Genomic DNA, 19,092 nt, shown 5'->3' on the forward strand with positions numbered 1-19,092 from the left:
GATGTCAGCTCGTCGCTTCCCGGTGGCTGGCCAGCGCCCAGACGACGAAGACGTCGATCGCCATCATGACCAGGGACCAGACGGGCTGATAGGGCAGGAACAGGAACTGCGCGATCAGGCTGAGCGAGGCCAGGAAGATGCCCGCGAGGCGCGCCCAGGCCATGCCTCTCAGCAGGCCCGCTCCGGTGAGGGCGGCGAGGGCTCCGATGACGATGTGGATGGCGCCCCAGCCGGTCAGGTTGATCTCGTAGACGTAGGTGCCGACGCGTGCGTACACGTCGTCCTTGGCGACCGCCGCGATGCCCTGGAGCACGGCGAGGACACCGCTGCACAGCAGCATGACGCCGGCGAAGACGACCCCGCCCGCGGCCCATCCGCCGCTCGTGCCGGCCGGTTGCGGCGGCCAGGGGCGGTCGGACCGGTTCGGCTGTGCGGCCTGGCTCATGGGGTTCCTTCCTGCTGCCGGGCGACTCCCTCGACATGGCTCCCGTGACACCGCCGGCCGGTCGGCCGCCGGGCCACGCCGACCGGGAGACGGGCCGGCGCTACGAGCGTCCGGCCGCCGGCGCCGTACGGCCATGTGGGGTGGGCCGAGCGGGTGACGCGGGCGAGCGCACGGCCGTCGCCGGCCGTCGGCCGGCTGCCGGGCCGCTTGAATGCGACGCATGGCGCACCCGGGAACGCTGATCCTCACCGCGGCGGCCGCCGTCCCGACGACGCCGCCGGCCCTCACCTCCCGGCTGGGCGGATGACGGTGCCGCAGCCGGCGCCCCGGACCGACGAAGCCGTGGGGTCGCTGCCGCGTTCGCTGCTGCGTCAGCTGCGCGCCGACCCGGGGGATCTTCCCGAACTCCTCGCGCTGTTCGCGGTACGGCACCTCGGGCACGCCGCCGGCCGCCGTACGGCACGCCTGCGCGATCAGCGGCCGCACGCGCCGCTCTCCGAGCTGCGCCGCAGGGTGGCCACGCGTGGCGAGCACACCGTCCTGGCCGAGGGGGCCTTCGTCGGCGGGCCCGTCCTGCTGCTGGTGCCGTTCGCGTTCTGCGCCGCGCTGCTCGGGCAGGCCCGTACCGTGCTGGAGCTGGCCGCGCTGAGCGGCCGGGACCCCGCCTCGCAGGACCGGGCGGCCGACCTCCTCGTCCTGCAGGGCGTGTACGCCGATCCCCGGCGGGCCGCCGAGGCACTCGCGGCCACCCGGCGCGCGCTCCTCAGCGGCGGCCGCCCGGCCGCCCGGGGCACCCGCCGCGCCGGCCTGTGGCACCTCACCCTGCGCATGGCCCGTCTGCTGGGCCTGTCCACACCCGGCGCGGCCGGCCCGAGCCGGCGCCTCCGGTGCGTCCAGGCCGCCCGGCTGGCCCTGCTCGGGCTGGTGTTCGTCGTCAGCGTGGTGGCTCCCTTGGTGTGGGTGCCCTACATGGTGGTGTCGTACCGGTCCGCGACACGTCGGCTGCTGGGGCGCGCGGACGCCTTCTACTTCGGGCCGGCCGACGGTGCCGTGCCGCCGCGCTCACGGCTCGACCCCGCCCTGCTGCTCGCCGCGGGACGGGCGGTGCTGTCGCTGCTGCTCCCCATCGCGGTCACCGCCGGCTTGCTCTTCGCCGACCTGCGGGTCGCCGGCAGCAGGTGGGCCGCCGCCGGGATCGCGGTGGCCGCCGTGTCCGTCGCGACGGGTGCGGTGTGGCTCGTCCACCGGTTCCGCGGGGGCGAGGACCGCGGCCCCGGCCACTGACCCGGCCCCGGCGGGCGGACATGGGCCGCACTGACCCGGCCCCGGCGCGCGGACATGCGCCGGGCCGGGCTCACGGGATCTCCTGCTCGGCCCAGATGATCTTGCCCTCGGGTGTGTAGCGGACACCCCAGCGGTGGGCGAGCTGGGCCACCAGGAACAGCCCCCGGCCGCCCTCGTCGGTGCTGCGGGCATGGCGCAGCCGGGGAGCGGTACTGCTGCCGTCGGCGACCTCGCAGGTCAGGCGGGTGTCGCGGAGGAGGCGCAGCCGGATGGGTGGGGCGGCGTAGCGGATCGCGTTGGTGACGAGTTCGCTGACGACGAGTTCCGTCGCCATGGCGAGTTCCTCGAAGCCCCACGCTTCCACCTGGCGGGTGGCGCGGGCCCGCACGTCGGCGACGGCGGCCGGGTCGACGGGCACGTCCCAGGAGACGACCTGGTCGGGGCCCACCGCGTGGGTGCGGGCCAGAAGCAGGGCCACGTCGTCGGACTGGGGCGCCGACACGAGGTTCTGGACGGCGCCGCGGCACAGGGTGGTGAGGTCGGCGCCGGGCCGGGCGAGGGCCTCGCCGAGCCGGTGCATGCCGCGTTCCATGTCCCGGTCGGCGCCCACGATCAGGCCGTCGGTGTAGAGCCCGAGGAGGCTGCCCGGGGCCAGCTCGATCTCGCCGGTCTCGAAGCCGATTCCGCCGAGGCCGAGCGGCGGTCCGGCGGGCGGTGCGGGGAAGTGCACCTCGCCGTCCGGGGCGACGACGACGGGCGGCGGATGCCCGGCGCGGGCCATCGCGCACCGCCGGGCGACGGGATCGTAGACGGCGTACAGGCAGGTCGCGCCGAGGAAGGCGGTCGCGCCGTCGTCGGCGGGCTCGTCGCGGTGGGTGGCCTCGTCGCGGTCGGCGGGGTCGTATCGGCCGGCGGCCTTCCCGGTGCGCGCCGCACCCGGGCCGGGGTCCGCCGCGCCGCCCGGAGCGGGAGCCGTCCCGTCGTGCGGGCCTGCGCTCTCCTCCTCGCTCAGCCGGAGCACCAGGTCGTCGAGGTGGGCCAGCAGTTCGTCGGGCGGCATCTCCATGTCGGCGAGGGTCTGTACGGCGGTGCGCAGCCGGCCCATCGCCGCGGCCGCGGTGATGCCGTGGCCGACCACGTCGCCGACGACCAGGCCGACGCGGGCGCCGGACAGCGGGATCACGTCGAACCAGTCGCCGCCGACGCCGCCCGTCGGGTCCGCCGGCAGATAGTACGAGGCCACGTCCAGCGCGGTGCCCCCGCTCAGGGCGTGCGGCAGCAGACTGCGCTGGAGGGTGACGGCCGCCGTGTGCTCCCGGGTGTAGCGGCGCGCGTTGTCGACGCACAGCGCGGCCCGCGCCACCAGTTCCTGCGCCACCAGGACGTCGTCGGGCTGGAACGGGACGGGGTTGCGCGAGCGCAGGAACGTGGTGAGGCCCAGGGCGGTGTTGCGGGCCCGCATCGGCACCGAGATCAGGGAGTGCAGCCCGTACTCGCGGATGCGCCGGGCTCTGCCGGGCTGCCGGGTGGACCAGTGCTCGTCGGCGGGGTCCAGCGCGGGCACGAAGGTCGGCTCACCGGTGAAGAGCATGTCCATGTCCCGGGTCGGGGGGTGGAAGTCCACCCGGTCCCCGATCCGCACCACGGCCTCCGGACAGCCCTCGCGCACCGAGCTCATCCCGGCGCGCCGCATCAGCGTCCGCGCGGGCGCCGGCCCCGCGTCGGTCAGCCACGTGCCATGTCCCACCGTGCTGAGGACGGGTTCCAGAAGGTCGACGACGACGAAGTCCGCGAAGCGGGGCACGGCGAAGTCGGCGAGCTCCTGCGCCGTGCGCATCACGTCGAGCGTCCTGCCGATGCTCGCGCCGGCCTCGTTGACGAGCGACAGCAGCTGGCGGGCGTTCCACCGCTCGGTGACGTCCAAAACCATGTAGCACACGCCGCTGACCGCGTCGTCGGCGTCCACCAGGGGGAAGAAGGACGTGGAGTAGGCGTGCCGGCGGTGGGGATCGGACCAGCTCCAGCCCACGTACTCGTAGTCGGTGACGGGGACGCCGGTGTCCAGGACCTTGCGCATCAGCCCTTCGAGGGTGTCCGTCTGCAGCCCGGGCAGCAGCTCGCCGAGCCGGCGTCCCAGCCGCTGTTCGCGGGGGATGCCGCCGATGTCTTCCAGGGTGTCGTTCAGCCATACGTAGCGCAGTCCGCGGTCCAGCACCGCCATGCCGACCGGTGAGCGGGTCAGGAGTCCGTCGAGGACCGACTCCCCCACTCCCCACCGCTGTCTGCGCTCGCGTGCCGAGAGCAGGAAGCACTCGTCGCCCGCGAGCCGGAAGGCGGCGGACACCCTCAGGTCGACCTGGACGCGGCGGCCGTCGCGATGCCTGACCGGGATGACGCCGTTCCACCCCATGCCGGCCCGGCAGCGTTCGGCGACTCCCGCGACGCGGACGGGGTCGCCGGGCAGGGCGGCCAGCCGCGCGGCGGGCCGGCCCACCACCTCCGACGCGGCGTAGCCGAGCAGGTGCTCGGCGCCGCGGGTCCAGCCGAGCACCACGCCGTGGTGGGACAGCACCGCGGCCGCGTCGGTGGAGGCGTCGAAGAGGCCGGCCGCACCCGCGGCCGGGGGCGGGCCGGAGCCGTTTCGCGCAGAGTCCATGGCGTGCGTCCTTCGACAGGATCAGGGGCCTTCTCCTCCGTGGGGAGATGTGTGATCCTGCTTGTCCGCTTACAGCACCATGGTGCTGCTTGTCCGCCCGATGTGCATGGCCCGGCGGCGGGTCCGCCTGCTCCGGGTGCCGCGGCGGGGCCGCACGGGGCTGTGTCGCCCTCGCCAGGGACCCGAGGGAGCATGGAGAGGCCGGGTTCCCCGCCGTACGGCGCGGACGGCGAAGGCCGGCGGGTGCTGCCGACCGGTACAGGAGGCGCAGGGATGACAGCCGAGACCTTCCCGCCCGACGGCGATCCGTACGGCACCGAGCCTCCCCGGCAGACCAGCCTGCTGGACGTGCTGAGCGTGGCGGCGCTGGTGCTCGACGTCGAGGGACGCATCGTGTTCTGGACGCCGCAGGCGGAGGAGTTGTTCGGCTACTCCGCGGACGAGGCGCTGGGCAGGCCCGCGGCCCGGCTGATCCTCCATCCCGAGCATCTGCACGGGGTCCTCAAGCTGTTCGCGGAGGTCCTGGAGACGGGCCGCAGCTGGGCCGGCGCGTTCCCGGTCCGGCACAAGGACGGCAGCACGCGGCTGATGGAGTTCCGCAACATGCGGCTGCTCGACGATCTCGGGGACGTCTACGCCCTGGGTCTCGCCGCCGACCACACCCTGCTGCAGCGGGTCGAGACGGATCTGGCGCTGTGCGAACGGCTGATCAACCAGTCACCGATCGGTCTCGCCCTGCTGGACCCCGATCTGCGGTATCTCCTGGTCAACCCGGCGCTGCAGCGGATCGACGGCATCCCGTCCGGGGACCACATCGGCCGTCATCTGCGCGAGACGCTGCCCTTCACCGACGTCGACACCATCGAGTCCGCGCTGCGGCAGGTGCTCACCACGGGCACACCGCTGCTCGACCAGTACCACGTGGGCCGGCCCCGCTCCGAACCTGAGCACGAGCGCGCCTGGTCGCTGTCCTTCTACCGTCTGGAGGACCCCGCCGGGCGGGTGCTCGGCGCGGCCCTGTCGGTCGTCGACGTCACCGAACGGCACCGCGCGGCGGCCGAGGCCGACCGGGCCCGGCGCCGGCTGGCCCTGATCGCGGACGCCTCCACCCGCGTCGGCACCACGCTGGAGGTCGAGCAGACCGCCGCCGAGCTGGCCGAGATCGCCAGCGGCACGCTGGCCGACGTGGTCGCCGTCGACGTACTGGACTCCGCGCTGGCCTGCCGCCGGACACGCGAGCCGGACAACGGCCCGGAGCTGTTCCGTGCCCTCGCCCTCAAGGCGGACCACCCGTCCGCGGCGCTGCGAGCCGCGGACACCCCTGGGGACCTCGCGGCCTACGAGGGGGACCGCCTGGTCACGCTGTGCGTGCACACGGCCCGGCCGGTGCTGGTGCGGCACGTCGGCGAGGAGGATCTGCCGCGGATCGCCCGCGACGCCGAGGCCGCCGCGCTCCTCTCGCGTGCCGGGGTCCACTCGTATCTCGCCGTGCCGCTGATCGCGCACGGCGAGGTGCTCGGCGCCCTCGACCTCAAGCGCACCCGCAACCCTCTCCCCTTCGACGAGGACGACGTCGTCCTGGCCGGGGAACTGGCCGGCCGGGCGGCGATCGCCATCGACAACGCCCGCTGGTTCCAGAGCGTGCGCAACACCTCTCTGACTCTCCAGCGCAGCCTGCTGCCCGAGCATTCGCCGCACCACACGGGTCTGGAGCTCGCCTCCCGGTACCAGCCGGCGCAGGCGACCAGCGAGGTGGGCGGCGACTGGTACGACGTCATCGAGCTGAGCGGCGACAAGACCGCCCTGGTCGTCGGTGACGTGATGGGCAACGGCATCGACGCCGCCGCCACGATGGGCCGGTTGCGGACCGCGACCTGCGCGTACGCGGACCTGGACCTGCACCCGCGGGAGGTCCTGCGGCACCTGGACAAGATCACCTGCGATCTGGAGCACTACATCGTCACCTGCCTGTTCATCGTGTACGACCCGCACACCAGGCAGTGCTGCATAGCGAACGCCGGCCACATGCCGCCCGCGCTGGCCCGCGTCGGCGAACCCCCGGCGCTGCTGGAGGTGCCCTCCGGTGCGCCGCTCGGCATCGGGGGCGTCCGGTTCGAGACCACCACGGCCGAACTGCTTCCCGGTGATCTGCTGGTGCTCTACACCGACGGCCTCGTCGAGACCCGCCAGCACCCGATCGACGACCGGCTCAACGCCCTGCTCGGTTTCCTCGACGCGCCCGAACGCCCCCTGGAGGAAACCTGCGACCTCCTCCTCTACGGCCTGCGCCACGCCGACGACCACGACGACGTCGCCCTCCTGGTGGCCCGGGCGCTGTAGCCGGGCCCCGGCCCGTCAAGTGGCCGTCGCCGGCTGCCCGTTCGCGGTCATCGCCGCCAACTGCTTGATCTTGCGGCGGACTACGTACAGCGGGATCACCCCGAAGACGCCGAAGGACATGTCGATCACCGACCACCAGAAGGGGATCCCGCGCAGCGGGCCGCAGATGAGGGCCAGCGGGATGACGCCGGCGCAGGCGATCATCCCGAACTCGACGACCCAGATGTTGCGGACGGGGTCGCGATAGGGGCCGTAGAAGGCCACCGCGATGACCAGGTGGGCGAAGGCCAGCCAGTCCGTTCCGTACAGCAGGAAGGGGTAGCGGGCGTCGGTGGCGTCCAGGCCGTCGCGGACCCGCTCGATCCACCGCATGAGACCCGGCAGATGTTCCGGCACGGACAGCGCTCGCAGCGCCGACTCCGTCCCGTGCAGTTCGTGCACCAGGGGGAAGGCCGTGGCGCCGCTGAGCACCAGGCAGACGACGAAGAGGACCAGCCAGGCGCGGACGCCTTTCAGCAGGGCGGCTCTGCCGCTCGCATCGCTCATGGCGGCAGCATAGCCCTGAATTGAACATGTTCAAAAGTGGCTGCCGCGGGGATCGGCCGCGCGGTTGATGGCCGTCTCCACCGCCGCCACCCGGTCCGCGAGCAGGCCCAGCGCGGCGATCGCGCGGACCAGCGGGTCCTCCCCCGGTCCGCCGAGGGTCTGCGTCCGGACGTAGGCGCGCTTGACTTCCGCCCAGCGCGCGGCCTGCTCCGGCGTCTGCGTGCCGCGCAGTTCGGCCAGTTTGAGCAGGTTGGCCTCCGCCGCCGAGGTCAGGGTCTGGGCCTCGGCGGTGAAGTGGTCGTCGAGAAGGGCGTCGACCTCCGCGGCGTTCATCACCGGCCGGACCCGCTGGGCGATCTTGTTCATCGTGCGGTACGAGCCCTGGAGGCGGAACGGCGGTTCGGTGCGCGTCGCGTCCGACTGCGCCGCGGAGGCGATGTACGCGGCGTTGACGGCCAGCACCGTCTCGCGCACGCGCAACAGGTGCCGCAGCACGGCGACGATCTCGTCCGTCTCGGCCGGCGCGTACGGGTGGAGGAGCCGGTCGGCCCGCGCCGCGGGGTCGTTCTCCGCCAGCCGGATGAGCAGTTCGAGGTCGCCGCGCTCGCGCCCGGCGAGCGGGGCGAGCACGGGGTTGGCGGTGAGGGAGTTCTCCAGGAAGCTGAGCGCGAAGACGTCCTGCTTGCCGGTGAGGACCTCTCCGAGGTTCCACACGTCGGCGCGGTTGGCGAGCATGTCGGGGACCTGGAAGCGGGCGCCGGACTCCGTGCAGGGGTTTCCCGCCATGCAGACGGCGAAGCGCTTGCCGCGCAGGTCGAACGTGTGCGGCCGGCCGTCCCGCACGCCGTCCATGCGGCGGGTGGTGTCGCACAAGGGGATGAACTTCTGCAGCAGTTCCGGCGACGTGTGCTGGATGTCGTCGAGATACAGGAGCGTGTTGTTGCCCGCCGCCAGCGCGAAGTTGATCTTCTCGACCTCCTGTCGCGCACCGGCGTCCGGTGCCTCGGCGGGATCGAGCGAGGTGACGGTGCGGCCGAGCGCCGGGCCGCTGACCTTCACCGTCATCAGCCCGAGCCGGTCGGCGACGTACTCCATCAACGTCGTCTTGCCGTAGCCGGGCGGGGAGAGCAGCAGCAGGAGCCCGCCGGTGTCGGTGCGCCGCGTCTCGCCGACGGTGGAGAGTTGCCGGGCCAGGCTGTCGCCGACGAGCGGCAGGTACACCTCGTCGATGAGGCGGTTGCGCACGAACGCGGACAGGGAGCGCGGCCGGTGCTCGTCGAGCCGCAGCCGGGTCCGCTCGGCCGCCACCAGGGCGGTGCGCCTGCGCTGGTAGGCGCGGTACGCCGGGGCGTCCTCGTCGGCGAACCGGCGCGTACGGGCCAGGAACTCGTCGAGCCGCAGCAGGAGCCGGCCGCCCCGGATGCGCGGGTGCGTGCCGAGCAGCCCCCCGACGGACGTCTCCAGTACCGCGTCCGACGTGTGGCGCGGCAGCTGCGGGCACAGCTCCGCCGCCACCGCCTCCGCCAGGTCCCCGGGGCCGGCGTCGGCGCCGGTGGCGGAGACGTACGCCGACAGCCAGGCGTGGGCGAGCTGACGGCGGGCGGCCAGGTCGTCGAGGGCGGCGAGGTCGTCGTCGTAGGCCGCGTCACCCACCGCTTCACGGAACTTGTCCAACAGGGTCCGGGTCGCGGCGCTGAGGACGAAGCCGTCGGGTCCGGTCGTCAGTTCCTCGAAGAGGTACGCGGCGGCCGCCGCGCAGTCGCTCGCGCCGGACCAGACGGTGATCGCCGTCGCCAGTTCCGCGCGCAGCTCCTCGATCGCCGCAGGGGGTCCGAAGGTGGTGCGGGCTCGGGCCAGGGAGACCGCCCGCCGGGTCCAGGCCGTCCGCTGCCCGGCCGTCGTGCCGTGCGCCCAGAACAGCTGGGCCCCGGCACGTGCGGAGCTCTCGTACCGCTCCACGCCCGCCTGCTCGTACAGCGGCAGCAGGGCGGTCAGGATCACCGTCGCGTCATGGTCGTGGATGCCGCGCTCATGCCCCTCGTCGTACGCCTCCTCGGCGGCCGTGCGCACGAGGGCGGCCAGGTCGGCGGTGGCGAGGGCGGCCGGGCCGTGGTCGCGCAGCAGGCGGGCGGCGAGGTGTTCGGCGCGGTAGACGCCGGGCGACTCGGAGGGCAGGTGCCGGTCCCAGTGGGGGCGGGTGGCGGCGAAGTCCGGGTCGGTGACGGGGGCGCGGTAGTCGGTGCCGGTGAGCGCGAAGGCCAGGCCGTCGCAGTGCGGGACCAGGGTCAGGTCGAGGGGCTGGGTGGTGACGGCGAACCGGTGTGCTCCCAGGCGCAGGGTGCGGCCCTCGTCGGCGTACAGGTCGCTGCGGTCGCGCACCGCGCGGGCCGCTTCCTGGCGGGCGGCCTTCAGCCGGCCCTGAAGTTCCTCCGCCCGTACCGCGTCGCCGAGTTCGCGCAGCTCCTCGATGGTGCGGCGGACCTTGCCGGCCATCGGGTCGGAGGCGAAGAAGGTGCTGACCGCGTCGGCGTCGGCGAGCGCGGCCGCGCGCCGGGCGACGGTCGCGAGGACGCGGCCTGCGGAGACCGCCAGCTGCTCGGTGCGGCGTGCGCGGGCGTCCAGAAGGGACTGTTTACGGGCGGTGAACGCCTCGTGGATCTCGGCGCGCCGGCCGGCGAGGTCGTCGAGAAGGTCGTCGAAGTCCGTGAAACGGGACTCCAGGTTCTCCAGCTGGGTGAGGACGAAGGCCAGCCGCGCGTCGCACTCCTCGGGGCTCTGCCCCGCCGCGAGGGCGCCGGCCACGGTCTGGCCGAGCAGGGTCAGCTCAGCGGCGAACTCCGCGCGCCCCTCGCTGTCGCGCAGCGTGCGGCAGCGGGCGTCGAGAAGGGCGCGGGCGCGGTTGACGCCGCCGAGGACCTCCCCGATGTGCCGCAGCACGGCGGTGCGTACCGCGGCGTCACCCGTGTCCAGGCCCGAGACCACCTCGGTGACCGTGCGGAGCCGGCCGGTGAGGATGTCGAGACGGTCGCGGACGGGAGCCGCCTGCGCCAGGCCGTCGATCGACTCGGCGTCGGCGGCGAGCTGCTCCACCTCGGCGCGGTGGGCGGCGAAGGCGTCCGCGCGGGCCAGGTGGGCGACGGCGCGGTGCGCGAAGGAGCCGAGGTCGCTCTCCGCCTCGGCGGCCAGCTCGTCGATGCGGGCCGCGTCCGCGTACCGCAGGTCCTTGAGCGTCAGCAGGTGTCCGTGCGCCTGCCGCAGTTCCGTCAGCCCGTCCACCCAGGCGACGGCGTCGCGGGGCTGCTCGCCGCGCAGTCTGCGCACCACCGCCGCGAGCCGGCCGGCGCCCTCCTCCAGCGCGTCGGCGGCCTGCCGGGTCAGCGTCCGCACGGTGACGAACTCGGCCAGCATCTGTTCGGCCGTGGCGCGGACCGCCTCCAGCGGGGTGCGCAGATCGCCGAGGTCCTCCTCGTCCAGCCAGTGGTGCGCGTCGGCGAGCCGGACGCAGTCGGCGACCAGCGCCTCGTACACCGCGCTCGTCGGGGTCGTCTCGGCGACCGCCCGGGTCAGCGACAGACAGCCGGACACACCGCGCACGAGGTCGGCGTTGCCCACCCGGGCCAGCGGCCCCTCCCCCACCGGGCGCTCGGCGGCGTACGTGTCGGACACGTACGGCGAGGCCCACATCTGGAGGGGGTGCACGTGCGCCGGTTCGTCGCCCTCCGCGCGCAGCACGGTCAGCGTGCCGTCGCCGAACAGGGTCCAGCCGCGGCAGGTGAGCGGGGCGGCCATCTCCTTGCGGATGGTGTTGTACGACAGCAGCAGGCTGCGTCCCTCGGCACGCGCGTGGAACGCGTACAGCACGTCCTCCCCGTACGGGGAGCGCACCTCGCGTTCGAACTCCAGGCCGCTCGTGTCGAGTTCGAACCTCTTGTGCGCGCCGGTGGCCACGCAGTAGCCGCCGGGGAAGACGATTCCCTGGTCCTCGGGAAGGCGCCGGCAGGACTGCCCGATGCCGTCGAGGCGGACGACGTCACGGGTGAGGGTGTTGACGACGAGATGGCGGTGGCCGTCCTCCTTGTAGGGGCGGACGCGCAGCAGGAGCAGCGCGCCCACGCGCGCGTGCGCGACGGTGGCGTCGGCGAGCGACTGGAGCGGCTCGTCGACCGGCTCGCGGAACAGTTCCTCCCCGCTCTCGGCGGTGACGGTGAGGAAGCCGCCGACCGTGGTGACGAGGAGGTCACCGGGCACCCGGACGTGCGGACGGGCGCCGAGGACGTGGTCCTCACGGGTGGTCTCGGTCCAGGTGATGTCGTGGGCGGGCGGCAGGACGTCGTCGCGCTCGCCGCGTGCGTCGAGGAAGGACACCCACCCGTCGTCGCCGGCCGCCCACCGCAGCACCCGGATGTCGCCGGTCTTCTCACCGGTCTGGAAGACGGCCAGGAGCCTGCCGTCGCGCCGGCGCAGCGTCAGCAGCCTGGCCTGCCGGTAGTAGCGGAACAGGGCGGTGAGTTCCCGAACGGCGCCGGGGTCGTCGAGCAGGCCGGGCACCTGGTCGGCGGGCAGCCGGTTCAGGTCGCGGTCGTACAGCGCGAACACGTCCCCCGCGCCCGGCTCCTGAGTGGCGCCGCCGTCGTGGCCGACGAGCAGGCGGTCGCCGACGGACACGAGGTCGCGGGGCACGACGGCACGCTCGGTGCGCAGGTGCCGCGTGCGGGTCAGCTCCAGCCGCACCGAGCCGAACTGTTCGCTGCGGAGCGCGTTCAACGCCTCGGCCCGGCGCGCCAGTTCGGCGGCCTGTACGGCGAGCCGGTCCCGCAGCACCTCGTAGGTGCCGGCGTCGGGGGCGTCGTACGTCTGGGTGTCCAGGCCGGTTGCCACGGATCACGGTCCCTTTCGAGAAGGTGGCGGTGCGGGAGCTGCCGTCCCCTGCGCGGCAGCTCCCGCACCGCTGGTCGTCAGGCCCGGCCGGCGCCGTTCAGGGCGGTCACGGGGGTGTCGGCGAGGCCCAGTTCCCCGGCCCGGTCCAGGAGCCGGCGCACCTGGTCGGCGTTCGGTCCGCCGGCGTTGATGAGCCGCATCAGCAGGGCCGAGACCGTCAGGTGCTGCACATCGGCGGCCGAGACGGAACCGAGGATCCGGGTGAGGTCGTCGGTGAAGGGCGACGACCCGTCCAGCCACGGCTTCGCCAGCGCCTGCGCGGTGCCGGAGTGCTGGACGAACCCGTCGATGCTCTTGCCGAGCGAGATCGAGGACAGCAGGCGGTCGAAGAAGACCGACTCGCCGCCGACGATGTCGATGTCGGCGTTCTCCAGCCCGGTCGCCAGGATGGTGGCCTGCGCCTCGGCGACCTGCCGCTGCACGTCGAGACCGGCGAGCCGGATCTCCTTCTCGGCCTGCAGCCGCAGCCGGTACTCCTCGTGGCCGCGGGAGGCCTCGTCGAGCGCCGCCATCGCCGCCGCCTTGTCGGTGAGGCCGGCCGCCTCTTCCTTGAGCTTCGCGCCGATGGCCTCCGCCTCCGCGAGCGCCTTGGCCCGGGCGCCCTCCGCCTCGGCCCGCATCCGCGCCTGAGTCGCCTCCGCCTCGGCCCGGCCGGCCTTCTCGATGACCTCGGCCTCCTTGTCGCGGACCTGGACGGCGGCCAGCCCCTCGGCCGCGGCTTCGGCCTGGACGCCCTGCGCCAGCCGCACCTTGGCCTGCGCGTCCAGGTCGGCCGTCTTCAACCGGGCCTCGGCGAGCGTGAGTTCCTGCGCGGCCCGGTGGACCGCGGCCTGCTCGGCGGCCTCGGCCGCCTTGATGTCCTTGACCAGCTTCTCCTGGGCCTGCGCCTCGGCGGCGATGATCACGGCCTGGCGCTCGCGCTCGGCCTGCTCCACCGCGCGCAGCTTCTTGATGGACTCCTCCTGCTCGGCGACCGTGCGGTCGACGGCGACCCGCTCGCGGACGACCTCGGCGATGTCCCGCTTCTCCGCCTCGACCTCCTTCTCTGCGGAGATCTTCGTCAGCTGCGTCTCCCGCTCCCGCGCGATGACCTCGAGCATCCGGTCCTTCTCGATGCGCTCGTTCTCGACGGCGATGACCCGCTCGCGGTTCTTCGCGGCGACGGCGACCTCGCGCGCCTGGTTCTCCCGCTGGACGCCGAGCTGTTCCTCCGTGCGCAGGAAGGCGGACTGGGCCCGCAGCCGCTCCTCCTCCATCACCCGCGCGGTCTCGGCCTCCTCACGGGCCCGGGACGTCTCGATCTCCCGCCGCTGCCGGATCTCGGCATCGGCCTGGCGGCGTTCCATTTCCAGCACCGCCTCGCGCGCGTCGACGTTCTGCCGGGTGATCTCCATCTCCTCGCCGCGCCGGGCCTCGTTGGTGCGCACGTGCTCGACGGCCGTCAGCTCGGTGATCTTGCGGATGCCCTGGGCGTCCAGGACGTTGGCCGGGTCGAGCTGGCCGACCGGCGTCTGCTCCAGGTAGTCGATCGCCGCGTCCTCGAGGTGGTAGCCGTTGAGGTCGACGCCGATCACCTCGATGATCCGGTACCGCAGCTCCTCGCGCTTGGTGTACAGGTCGGTGAAGTCCAGTTGCTTGCCGACGGTCTTCAGCGCCTCGGAGAACTTCGCGTGGAACAGCTCCTGCAGCGTGCGCTGGTCGCTCGCGCGGGCGGTGCCGACGGCCTGGGCGACCTTGATGACGTCGTCCACGGTCTTGTTGACCTTGACGAAGAACGAGATACGGATGTCGGCGCGGATGTTGTCCTTGCAGATCAGCCCGTCCTTGCCGGCCCGGGTGATCTCGATGGCCTTCACCGAGATGTCCATCACCTCGGCCTTGTGCAGCACCGGCAGCACGACCTGCCCGGTGAAGGACACGTCGACCCTGCGGGTCTTGGACACGATCAGCGCCTTGCCCTGCTCGACCTTGCGGAACAGCCGGGAGAAGGCGAACAGCAGGGCGGCGACGACGAGGACGAGGACGGCGGCGAGCACGCCGATGGCAGACATGGCATACGTCCTTGGGCGTGAGAGGTCAGAAGGTGGCGAGCGGGGCGGGAGCCGGGCCCGGGGCGACGCAGGCCCGGCAGGGCGGAGCGGGCGACGGCGAGGGCGCGCGTGAGGCCGGGCGGGCGACCGTCGCCGGGTGGGCGTGGCCCGGTTCGTCCGGGACCGCCGCGTGCAAGTCCGTCCGCATCCGTCGGCCCCTCCCCCGTTCACGCCCATCCGGACAACGCACCGCCGGTGACATGCCCGTGGCGTGTCAGCGGTGCGGTGCCGGACACCTGCCGGTGTCCGGCACCGCGACCACCGCAGTGCTCCCCTGGGCGACATGGTGCCCGCCCGGACCGCGCCCCCGCATTGCCGGTGTCCGGCAGTGTTCACTAGGGTCTGCGTGCCGGAGAACCGCTGAGAATCCGTCACCGGCACATCAAAAGCGGGGGGAGGCGCCTTGATGGACCGGGACGACATACCCGAGCAGTACCTCGACGGCTGTGCGCGGATACTGGCCGACGTCGCGGCCACCGGCCGGCGGCTCACCCGCGAGGAGGTCGCCTCCCGCCGCTCGCTCGGCGAGCAGGCCGCGGAGGCCGGACACGGCCTGCGCGCCCTGGTCCATGCCCACTTCTGCGCGGCCCGGGCCGCCTGGCCGCGCGCCGCCGGCTCGGCGGTGGACGCGCTGGCCGCCGTGCAGCAGATCGTCGACGCCTTCGCCGAGGGCTACGAGCGCGCGCAGCGCCTGGCGGTGCGTCAGGAAGCTGCATCGCGCAGGGAGTTCATCGACGACCTGCTCTACGGCCGCAGCGACCTGGGGCGTCTCGCCGAGCGCGCCGAACGCTTCGGTCTGCTGCTGTCCCACACCTACGCGGTCGCCGTCGCGCAGTCGCCGACCGCGTACGAGGAGGGCGATCCCGTGCCGCGCCGGGTGGAGCGGGCGCTCATCTCCCGCTTCGGCGACCGGAGCATCCTGATCACCACCAAGGACGGCCGGCTGCTGTGCATCGCCCCCGGCCAGCAGGAGGAGGTCCTCGCCCACTTCGCCAAGCAGGCGCACGCCGCGACCGACGGCGGAAGGGTGGCCGTCGGCCGCGCCCAGCCGGGGCCGGGCGGGGTCGTCCACTCCTACGAAGAGGCCCTCAACTGCCTGGAGATGGCCGAGCGGCTGGAACTGGACGACCCGGTCCTGTACGCCACCGACCTGCTCGTCTATCCCGTCCTGACCCGCGACCGGCAGGCCATGGCCGACCTGGTCCTCAGCGCCCTGGGGCCGCTCACCACGGCGCGCGGCGGGGCGGAGCCGTTGCTGCAGACGCTGACGGTCTACTTCGACGCGGGGTGTGTCGCCGCCGAGGCCGCCCGCCGGCTCTCCCTCAGCGTGCGCGCCATGACGTACCGCCTGGAGCGCATCCACAAACTCACCGGCGCCGATCCCGCCGACCCGGCCCACCGTTACAAGCTGCAGACCGCCGTCATCGGCGCCCGCCTGCTGGACTGGCCGGCGCGGGAGCTGTGACGTCCCTTCGCCGAGCGGTCCGCCCTAACGGTGCTCGGGGTTGTCGTAGTCCCGGCGGCAGCCGGCGTCCCAGGCGGTGCGCTGGTTGCCGTATGCGGGAATGCCTCCGAGGTCCTTCAGCGCCCGCGCCAGGTGCAGCAGGTTCCACGTCATGAACGTGGTGTTGCGGTTGGTGAAGTCGTTCTCCGGACCGCCCGACCCGGGGTCGAGGTAGGAGGGCCCGGGGCCCGCTTCGCCGATCCATCCGGCGTCGGCCTGGGGCGGGATGGTGTAGCCCAGGTGCTGGAGGCTGTAGAGGACGTTCATGGCGCAGTGCTTCACGCCGTCCTCGTTGCCGGTGATGAGGCAGCCGCCGACGCGGCCGTAGTAGGCGTACTGTCCGGAGTCGTTGAGCAGGCTGGAGCAGGCGTAGAGGCGTTCGATCACCCGCTTCATCACCGAGCTGTTGTCGCCCAGCCAGATGGGACCGGCGAGGACGAGGATGTCGGACGCCATGACCTGTTCGTACAGCTCCGGCCAGGCGTCCGTCTGCCAGCCGTGTTCCCTCATGTCCGGCCACACTCCGGTGGCGATGTCGTGGTCCACCGCGCGGACGACGTCGACCCGCACTCCCTGGGCGTCCATGACGGCGCGGCTGCGGTCGATGAGCCCTTGGGTGTTGCTGGTCTCCGGGGAGCGCTTGAGGGTGCAGTTGATCACCAACGCGCGCAGGTCGTCGTACCGGGCCGGGGGTGGGTCGCCGGCGGGCGGCGCAGCGGTCACACGGTCCTCCAGGAGCGGTTCCGCGACGCGAGGGGCGCGGCGAGTGCGTGCGGGAAGGGCTCCAGCTTGCGGGCCGGCCGGGTGGACTGCCACCGCACGTCGTCCGGATGGCCGGTGCCCGCGCAGGCGGCGGTGGCGGTGCAGCCGGCGGTGGCGGTGCAGCCGGGCCGGGATGTCACCCGCGCGGCCCATGTCATGGCCCTCGTCGGTGCTGTGCGGATTGCTCGCCGCCGCCGCGCCGTCCGCTGCTCCATTCGTGTGCGATCGTCACGTGAACAGCCGCGTGTCGCTGCTTCCGGGCGACGCCCCGGTCGGCGTCCGGCAAGGATGGCCGGACTGACGTGGCGAAGCCGGTCTTTCGAGAGAGACACAGCTTGTGAGCATCCTCAACGAACCCCCAGGTTCCCCAGCCGAAGAGGCGTATTACCAGGACGAACTGCCCCTTCGGCGCAAGCGTCCCGGCAATGTGGTGGTGAAGTGGCTGACGACCACGGACCACAAGACGATCGGCACGCTGTACCTGTCGACGTCGTTCGCCTTCTTCCTGATCGGCGGCGTCATGGCGCTGATCATGCGCGCCGAGCTGGCCCGCCCGGGTCTGCAGATCGTGTCGAACGAGCAGTTCAACCAGGCGTTCACGATGCACGGCACGATCATGCTGCTGATGTTCGCGACGCCGCTGTTCGCCGGCTTCACCAACTGGATCATGCCGCTGCAGATCGGTGCGCCGGATGTCGCCTTCCCCCGGCTCAACATGTTCGCGTACTGGCTGTACCTGTTCGGCTCGCTGATCGCGGTGGGCGGCTTCCTCACCCCGCAGGGCGCGGCCGACTTCGGCTGGTTCGCGTACACGCCGCTGTCGGACGCGATCCGTACGCCGGGCATCGGCGCCGACATGTGGATCATGGGTCTGGCCTTCTCCGGCTTCGGCACCATCCTCGGCTCGGTCAACTTCATCACCACGATCATCTGCATGCGCGCTCCGGGCATGACGATGTTCCGCATGCCGATCTTCGTGTGGAACGTGCTGCTGACCGGTGTCCTGGTCCTGCTGGCCTTCCCGGTCCTCGCGGCCGCGCTGTTCGCCCTGGAGGCGGACCGCAAGTTCGGCGCCCATGTCTACGATCCGGCCAACGGCGGCGCACTGCTGTGGCAACACCTCTTCTGGTTCTTCGGCCATCCAGAGGTGTACATCATCGCGCTGCCGTTCTTCGGCATCATCACCGAGATCATCCCGGTGTTCTCCCGCAAGCCGGTCTTCGGTTACATGGGTCTGGTGGCCGCGACCATCTCCATCGCGGGTCTGTCCGCGACGGTGTGGGCGCACCACATGTACGTCACCCAGGGCGTGCTGCTGCCGTTCTTCTCCTTCATGACCTTCCTGATCGCGGTCCCGACCGGGGTGAAGTTCTTCAACTGGATCGGCACGATGTGGAAGGGCGCGCTGTCCTTCGAGACACCGATGCTGTGGGCCACCGGCTTCCTCGTCACCTTCCTCTTCGGCGGTCTGACCGGCATCATCCTGGCCGCGCCGCCGTTGGACTTCCACGTCTCGGACTCCTACTTCGTGGTGGCGCACTTCCATTACGTCGTCTTCGGCACGGTCGTCTTCGCGATGTTCGCCGGCTTCCACTTCTGGTGGCCGAAGTTCACCGGCAAGATGCTCGACGAGCGTCTCGGCAAGATGACGTTCTGGCTGCTGTTCGTCGGCTTCCACGGCACGTTCCTGGTCCAGCACTGGCTGGGCGCGGAGGGCATGCCGCGCCGGTACGCCGACTATCTGGCCGCGGACGGCTTCACCGCCCTGAACACGGTCTCCACGATCGCGTCCTTCGTGCTCGGCCTGTCCATGCTGCCGTTCCTGTACAACGTGTGGAAGACGTCGAAGCACGGCGAGCACGTCGGTGTCGACGACCCGTGGGGCTACGGCCGTTCCCTGGAGTGGGCCACCTCCTGCCCGCCGCCGCGCCACAACTTCCTCACCCTGCCGCGGATCCGCAGCGAGTCGCCGGCGTTCGACCTGCACCACCCGGAGATCTCCGAGCTGGACCAGAAGGAGCTCACCGGCCGGCGCGACGCCATCGACGCCGCCGGGCACGAAGGCGAGCGGCGATGACGGACCCGGCCCGCTCCCTCGCCGAACAGCAGGGAGCGGCGCTGGCCGCCGAGGTCGAGGGCTACCTCCTCGCCGAGGCCGACCGGGAACAGGCGTGGCGGGCGGCGGAGGCCTTCTGCACCGGCCTGCCGTGGCTGACCACCGCGCAGGCCGAGGAGGTGGCTCGGCTCTATGCCGAACAGCACATCGAGCTCACCCGCGAGCGACTGCGTCTCACGCTGCGCCGGGCCGGCGAACTGCGCCGCGAGTACGAGGCCCGCTACGCCCATCTGCGGCAGCGCCTGCTGACCTGGCACGCCGTCCTGGGGTCGGCCGTCCTGGCCTGCGCGACGGGCGTCGGCGCCGTGGTGTCCACGGTGGCGCGCTGACGGACCACCGCACGGGGGCATGGCCGGCCGGGCGGCGCCCGCGTCACACGGGCCGGCCCTCGTCCGGGCCGCGCCCGCGGCG

The 19,092-nt window shown here is 72.7% G+C and carries 12 protein-coding genes; 5 read left to right on the forward strand and 7 right to left on the reverse strand.

What is annotated here, in order from left to right:
- Positions 1 to 4 precede the first annotated feature (4 nt).
- Positions 5 to 445: a DUF7144 family membrane protein gene (locus AC0B9F_RS12285; protein ID WP_472001557.1), complete on the reverse strand. Its 441-nt coding sequence runs from the start codon at positions 443 to 445 to the stop codon at positions 5 to 7.
- Positions 446 to 748: 303 nt separating this feature from the next.
- Between AC0B9F_RS12285 and AC0B9F_RS12290 the strand changes: the two genes are divergently transcribed.
- Positions 749 to 1,729 (forward strand): hypothetical protein, encoded by a 981-nt coding sequence (locus tag AC0B9F_RS12290; RefSeq protein WP_472001559.1) that lies wholly within the window; start codon positions 749 to 751, stop codon positions 1,727 to 1,729.
- Between the two features lie 70 nt (positions 1,730 to 1,799).
- Here the strand turns inward: AC0B9F_RS12290 and AC0B9F_RS12295 are convergent, their stop codons facing one another.
- The gene (locus tag AC0B9F_RS12295) at positions 1,800 to 4,385 is read right to left on the reverse strand and encodes a SpoIIE family protein phosphatase (RefSeq protein ID WP_472001561.1); all 2,586 of its coding nucleotides are present in this window, start codon (positions 4,383 to 4,385) and stop codon (positions 1,800 to 1,802) included.
- A 273-nt stretch (positions 4,386 to 4,658) separates the two neighbouring features.
- Between AC0B9F_RS12295 and AC0B9F_RS12300 the strand changes: the two genes are divergently transcribed.
- The gene (locus AC0B9F_RS12300; RefSeq protein ID WP_472001563.1) at positions 4,659 to 6,725 is read left to right on the forward strand and encodes a SpoIIE family protein phosphatase; all 2,067 of its coding nucleotides are present in this window, start codon (positions 4,659 to 4,661) and stop codon (positions 6,723 to 6,725) included.
- Between the two features lie 15 nt (positions 6,726 to 6,740).
- On the opposite strand, the gene AC0B9F_RS12305 is transcribed toward AC0B9F_RS12300, so the two are convergent.
- From AC0B9F_RS12305 to AC0B9F_RS12315, 3 genes are all read right to left on the reverse strand, one after another.
- On the reverse strand, positions 6,741 to 7,271 hold the full coding sequence (locus AC0B9F_RS12305) for a hypothetical protein (RefSeq protein ID WP_472001565.1): 531 nt from the start codon (positions 7,269 to 7,271) through the stop codon (positions 6,741 to 6,743).
- Between the two features lie 30 nt (positions 7,272 to 7,301).
- The gene (locus AC0B9F_RS12310) at positions 7,302 to 12,149 is read right to left on the reverse strand and encodes a DNA repair ATPase (protein ID WP_472001566.1); all 4,848 of its coding nucleotides are present in this window, start codon (positions 12,147 to 12,149) and stop codon (positions 7,302 to 7,304) included.
- A gap of 77 nt (positions 12,150 to 12,226) precedes the next feature.
- Complete coding sequence (locus AC0B9F_RS12315) at positions 12,227 to 14,260, reverse strand: flotillin family protein (RefSeq protein WP_472001568.1); 2,034 nt, start codon at positions 14,258 to 14,260, stop codon at positions 12,227 to 12,229.
- 445 nt (positions 14,261 to 14,705) lie between these two features.
- On the opposite strand from AC0B9F_RS12315, the gene AC0B9F_RS12320 reads away from it, so the two are divergent.
- Positions 14,706 to 15,764, forward strand: a complete 1,059-nt coding sequence (locus tag AC0B9F_RS12320) for a PucR family transcriptional regulator (protein WP_472001569.1) — start codon at positions 14,706 to 14,708, stop codon at positions 15,762 to 15,764.
- Positions 15,765 to 15,788: 24 nt separating this feature from the next.
- On the opposite strand, the gene AC0B9F_RS12325 is transcribed toward AC0B9F_RS12320, so the two are convergent.
- The gene (locus tag AC0B9F_RS12325; RefSeq protein ID WP_472001571.1) at positions 15,789 to 16,526 is read right to left on the reverse strand and encodes a flavodoxin family protein; all 738 of its coding nucleotides are present in this window, start codon (positions 16,524 to 16,526) and stop codon (positions 15,789 to 15,791) included.
- Positions 16,523 to 16,723: a hypothetical protein gene (locus AC0B9F_RS12330; RefSeq protein ID WP_472001573.1), complete on the reverse strand. Its 201-nt coding sequence runs from the start codon at positions 16,721 to 16,723 to the stop codon at positions 16,523 to 16,525. Before AC0B9F_RS12330 ends, AC0B9F_RS12325 begins: the two co-directional genes overlap by 4 nt.
- 179 nt (positions 16,724 to 16,902) lie before the next feature.
- On the opposite strand from AC0B9F_RS12330, the gene ctaD reads away from it, so the two are divergent.
- Together ctaD and AC0B9F_RS12340 are read left to right on the forward strand one after the other, a co-directional pair.
- A complete protein-coding gene (gene ctaD / locus AC0B9F_RS12335) occupies positions 16,903 to 18,642 on the forward strand; it encodes an aa3-type cytochrome oxidase subunit I (protein WP_472001575.1) in 1,740 nt (579 codons plus the stop codon).
- On the forward strand, positions 18,639 to 19,010 hold the full coding sequence (locus tag AC0B9F_RS12340; RefSeq protein ID WP_472001577.1) for a hypothetical protein: 372 nt from the start codon (positions 18,639 to 18,641) through the stop codon (positions 19,008 to 19,010). The genes ctaD and AC0B9F_RS12340 overlap by 4 nt, the downstream gene beginning before the upstream one ends.
- Positions 19,011 to 19,092 lie beyond the last annotated feature (82 nt).

This window comes from Streptomyces sp. NPDC097129, from assembly GCF_055668065.1.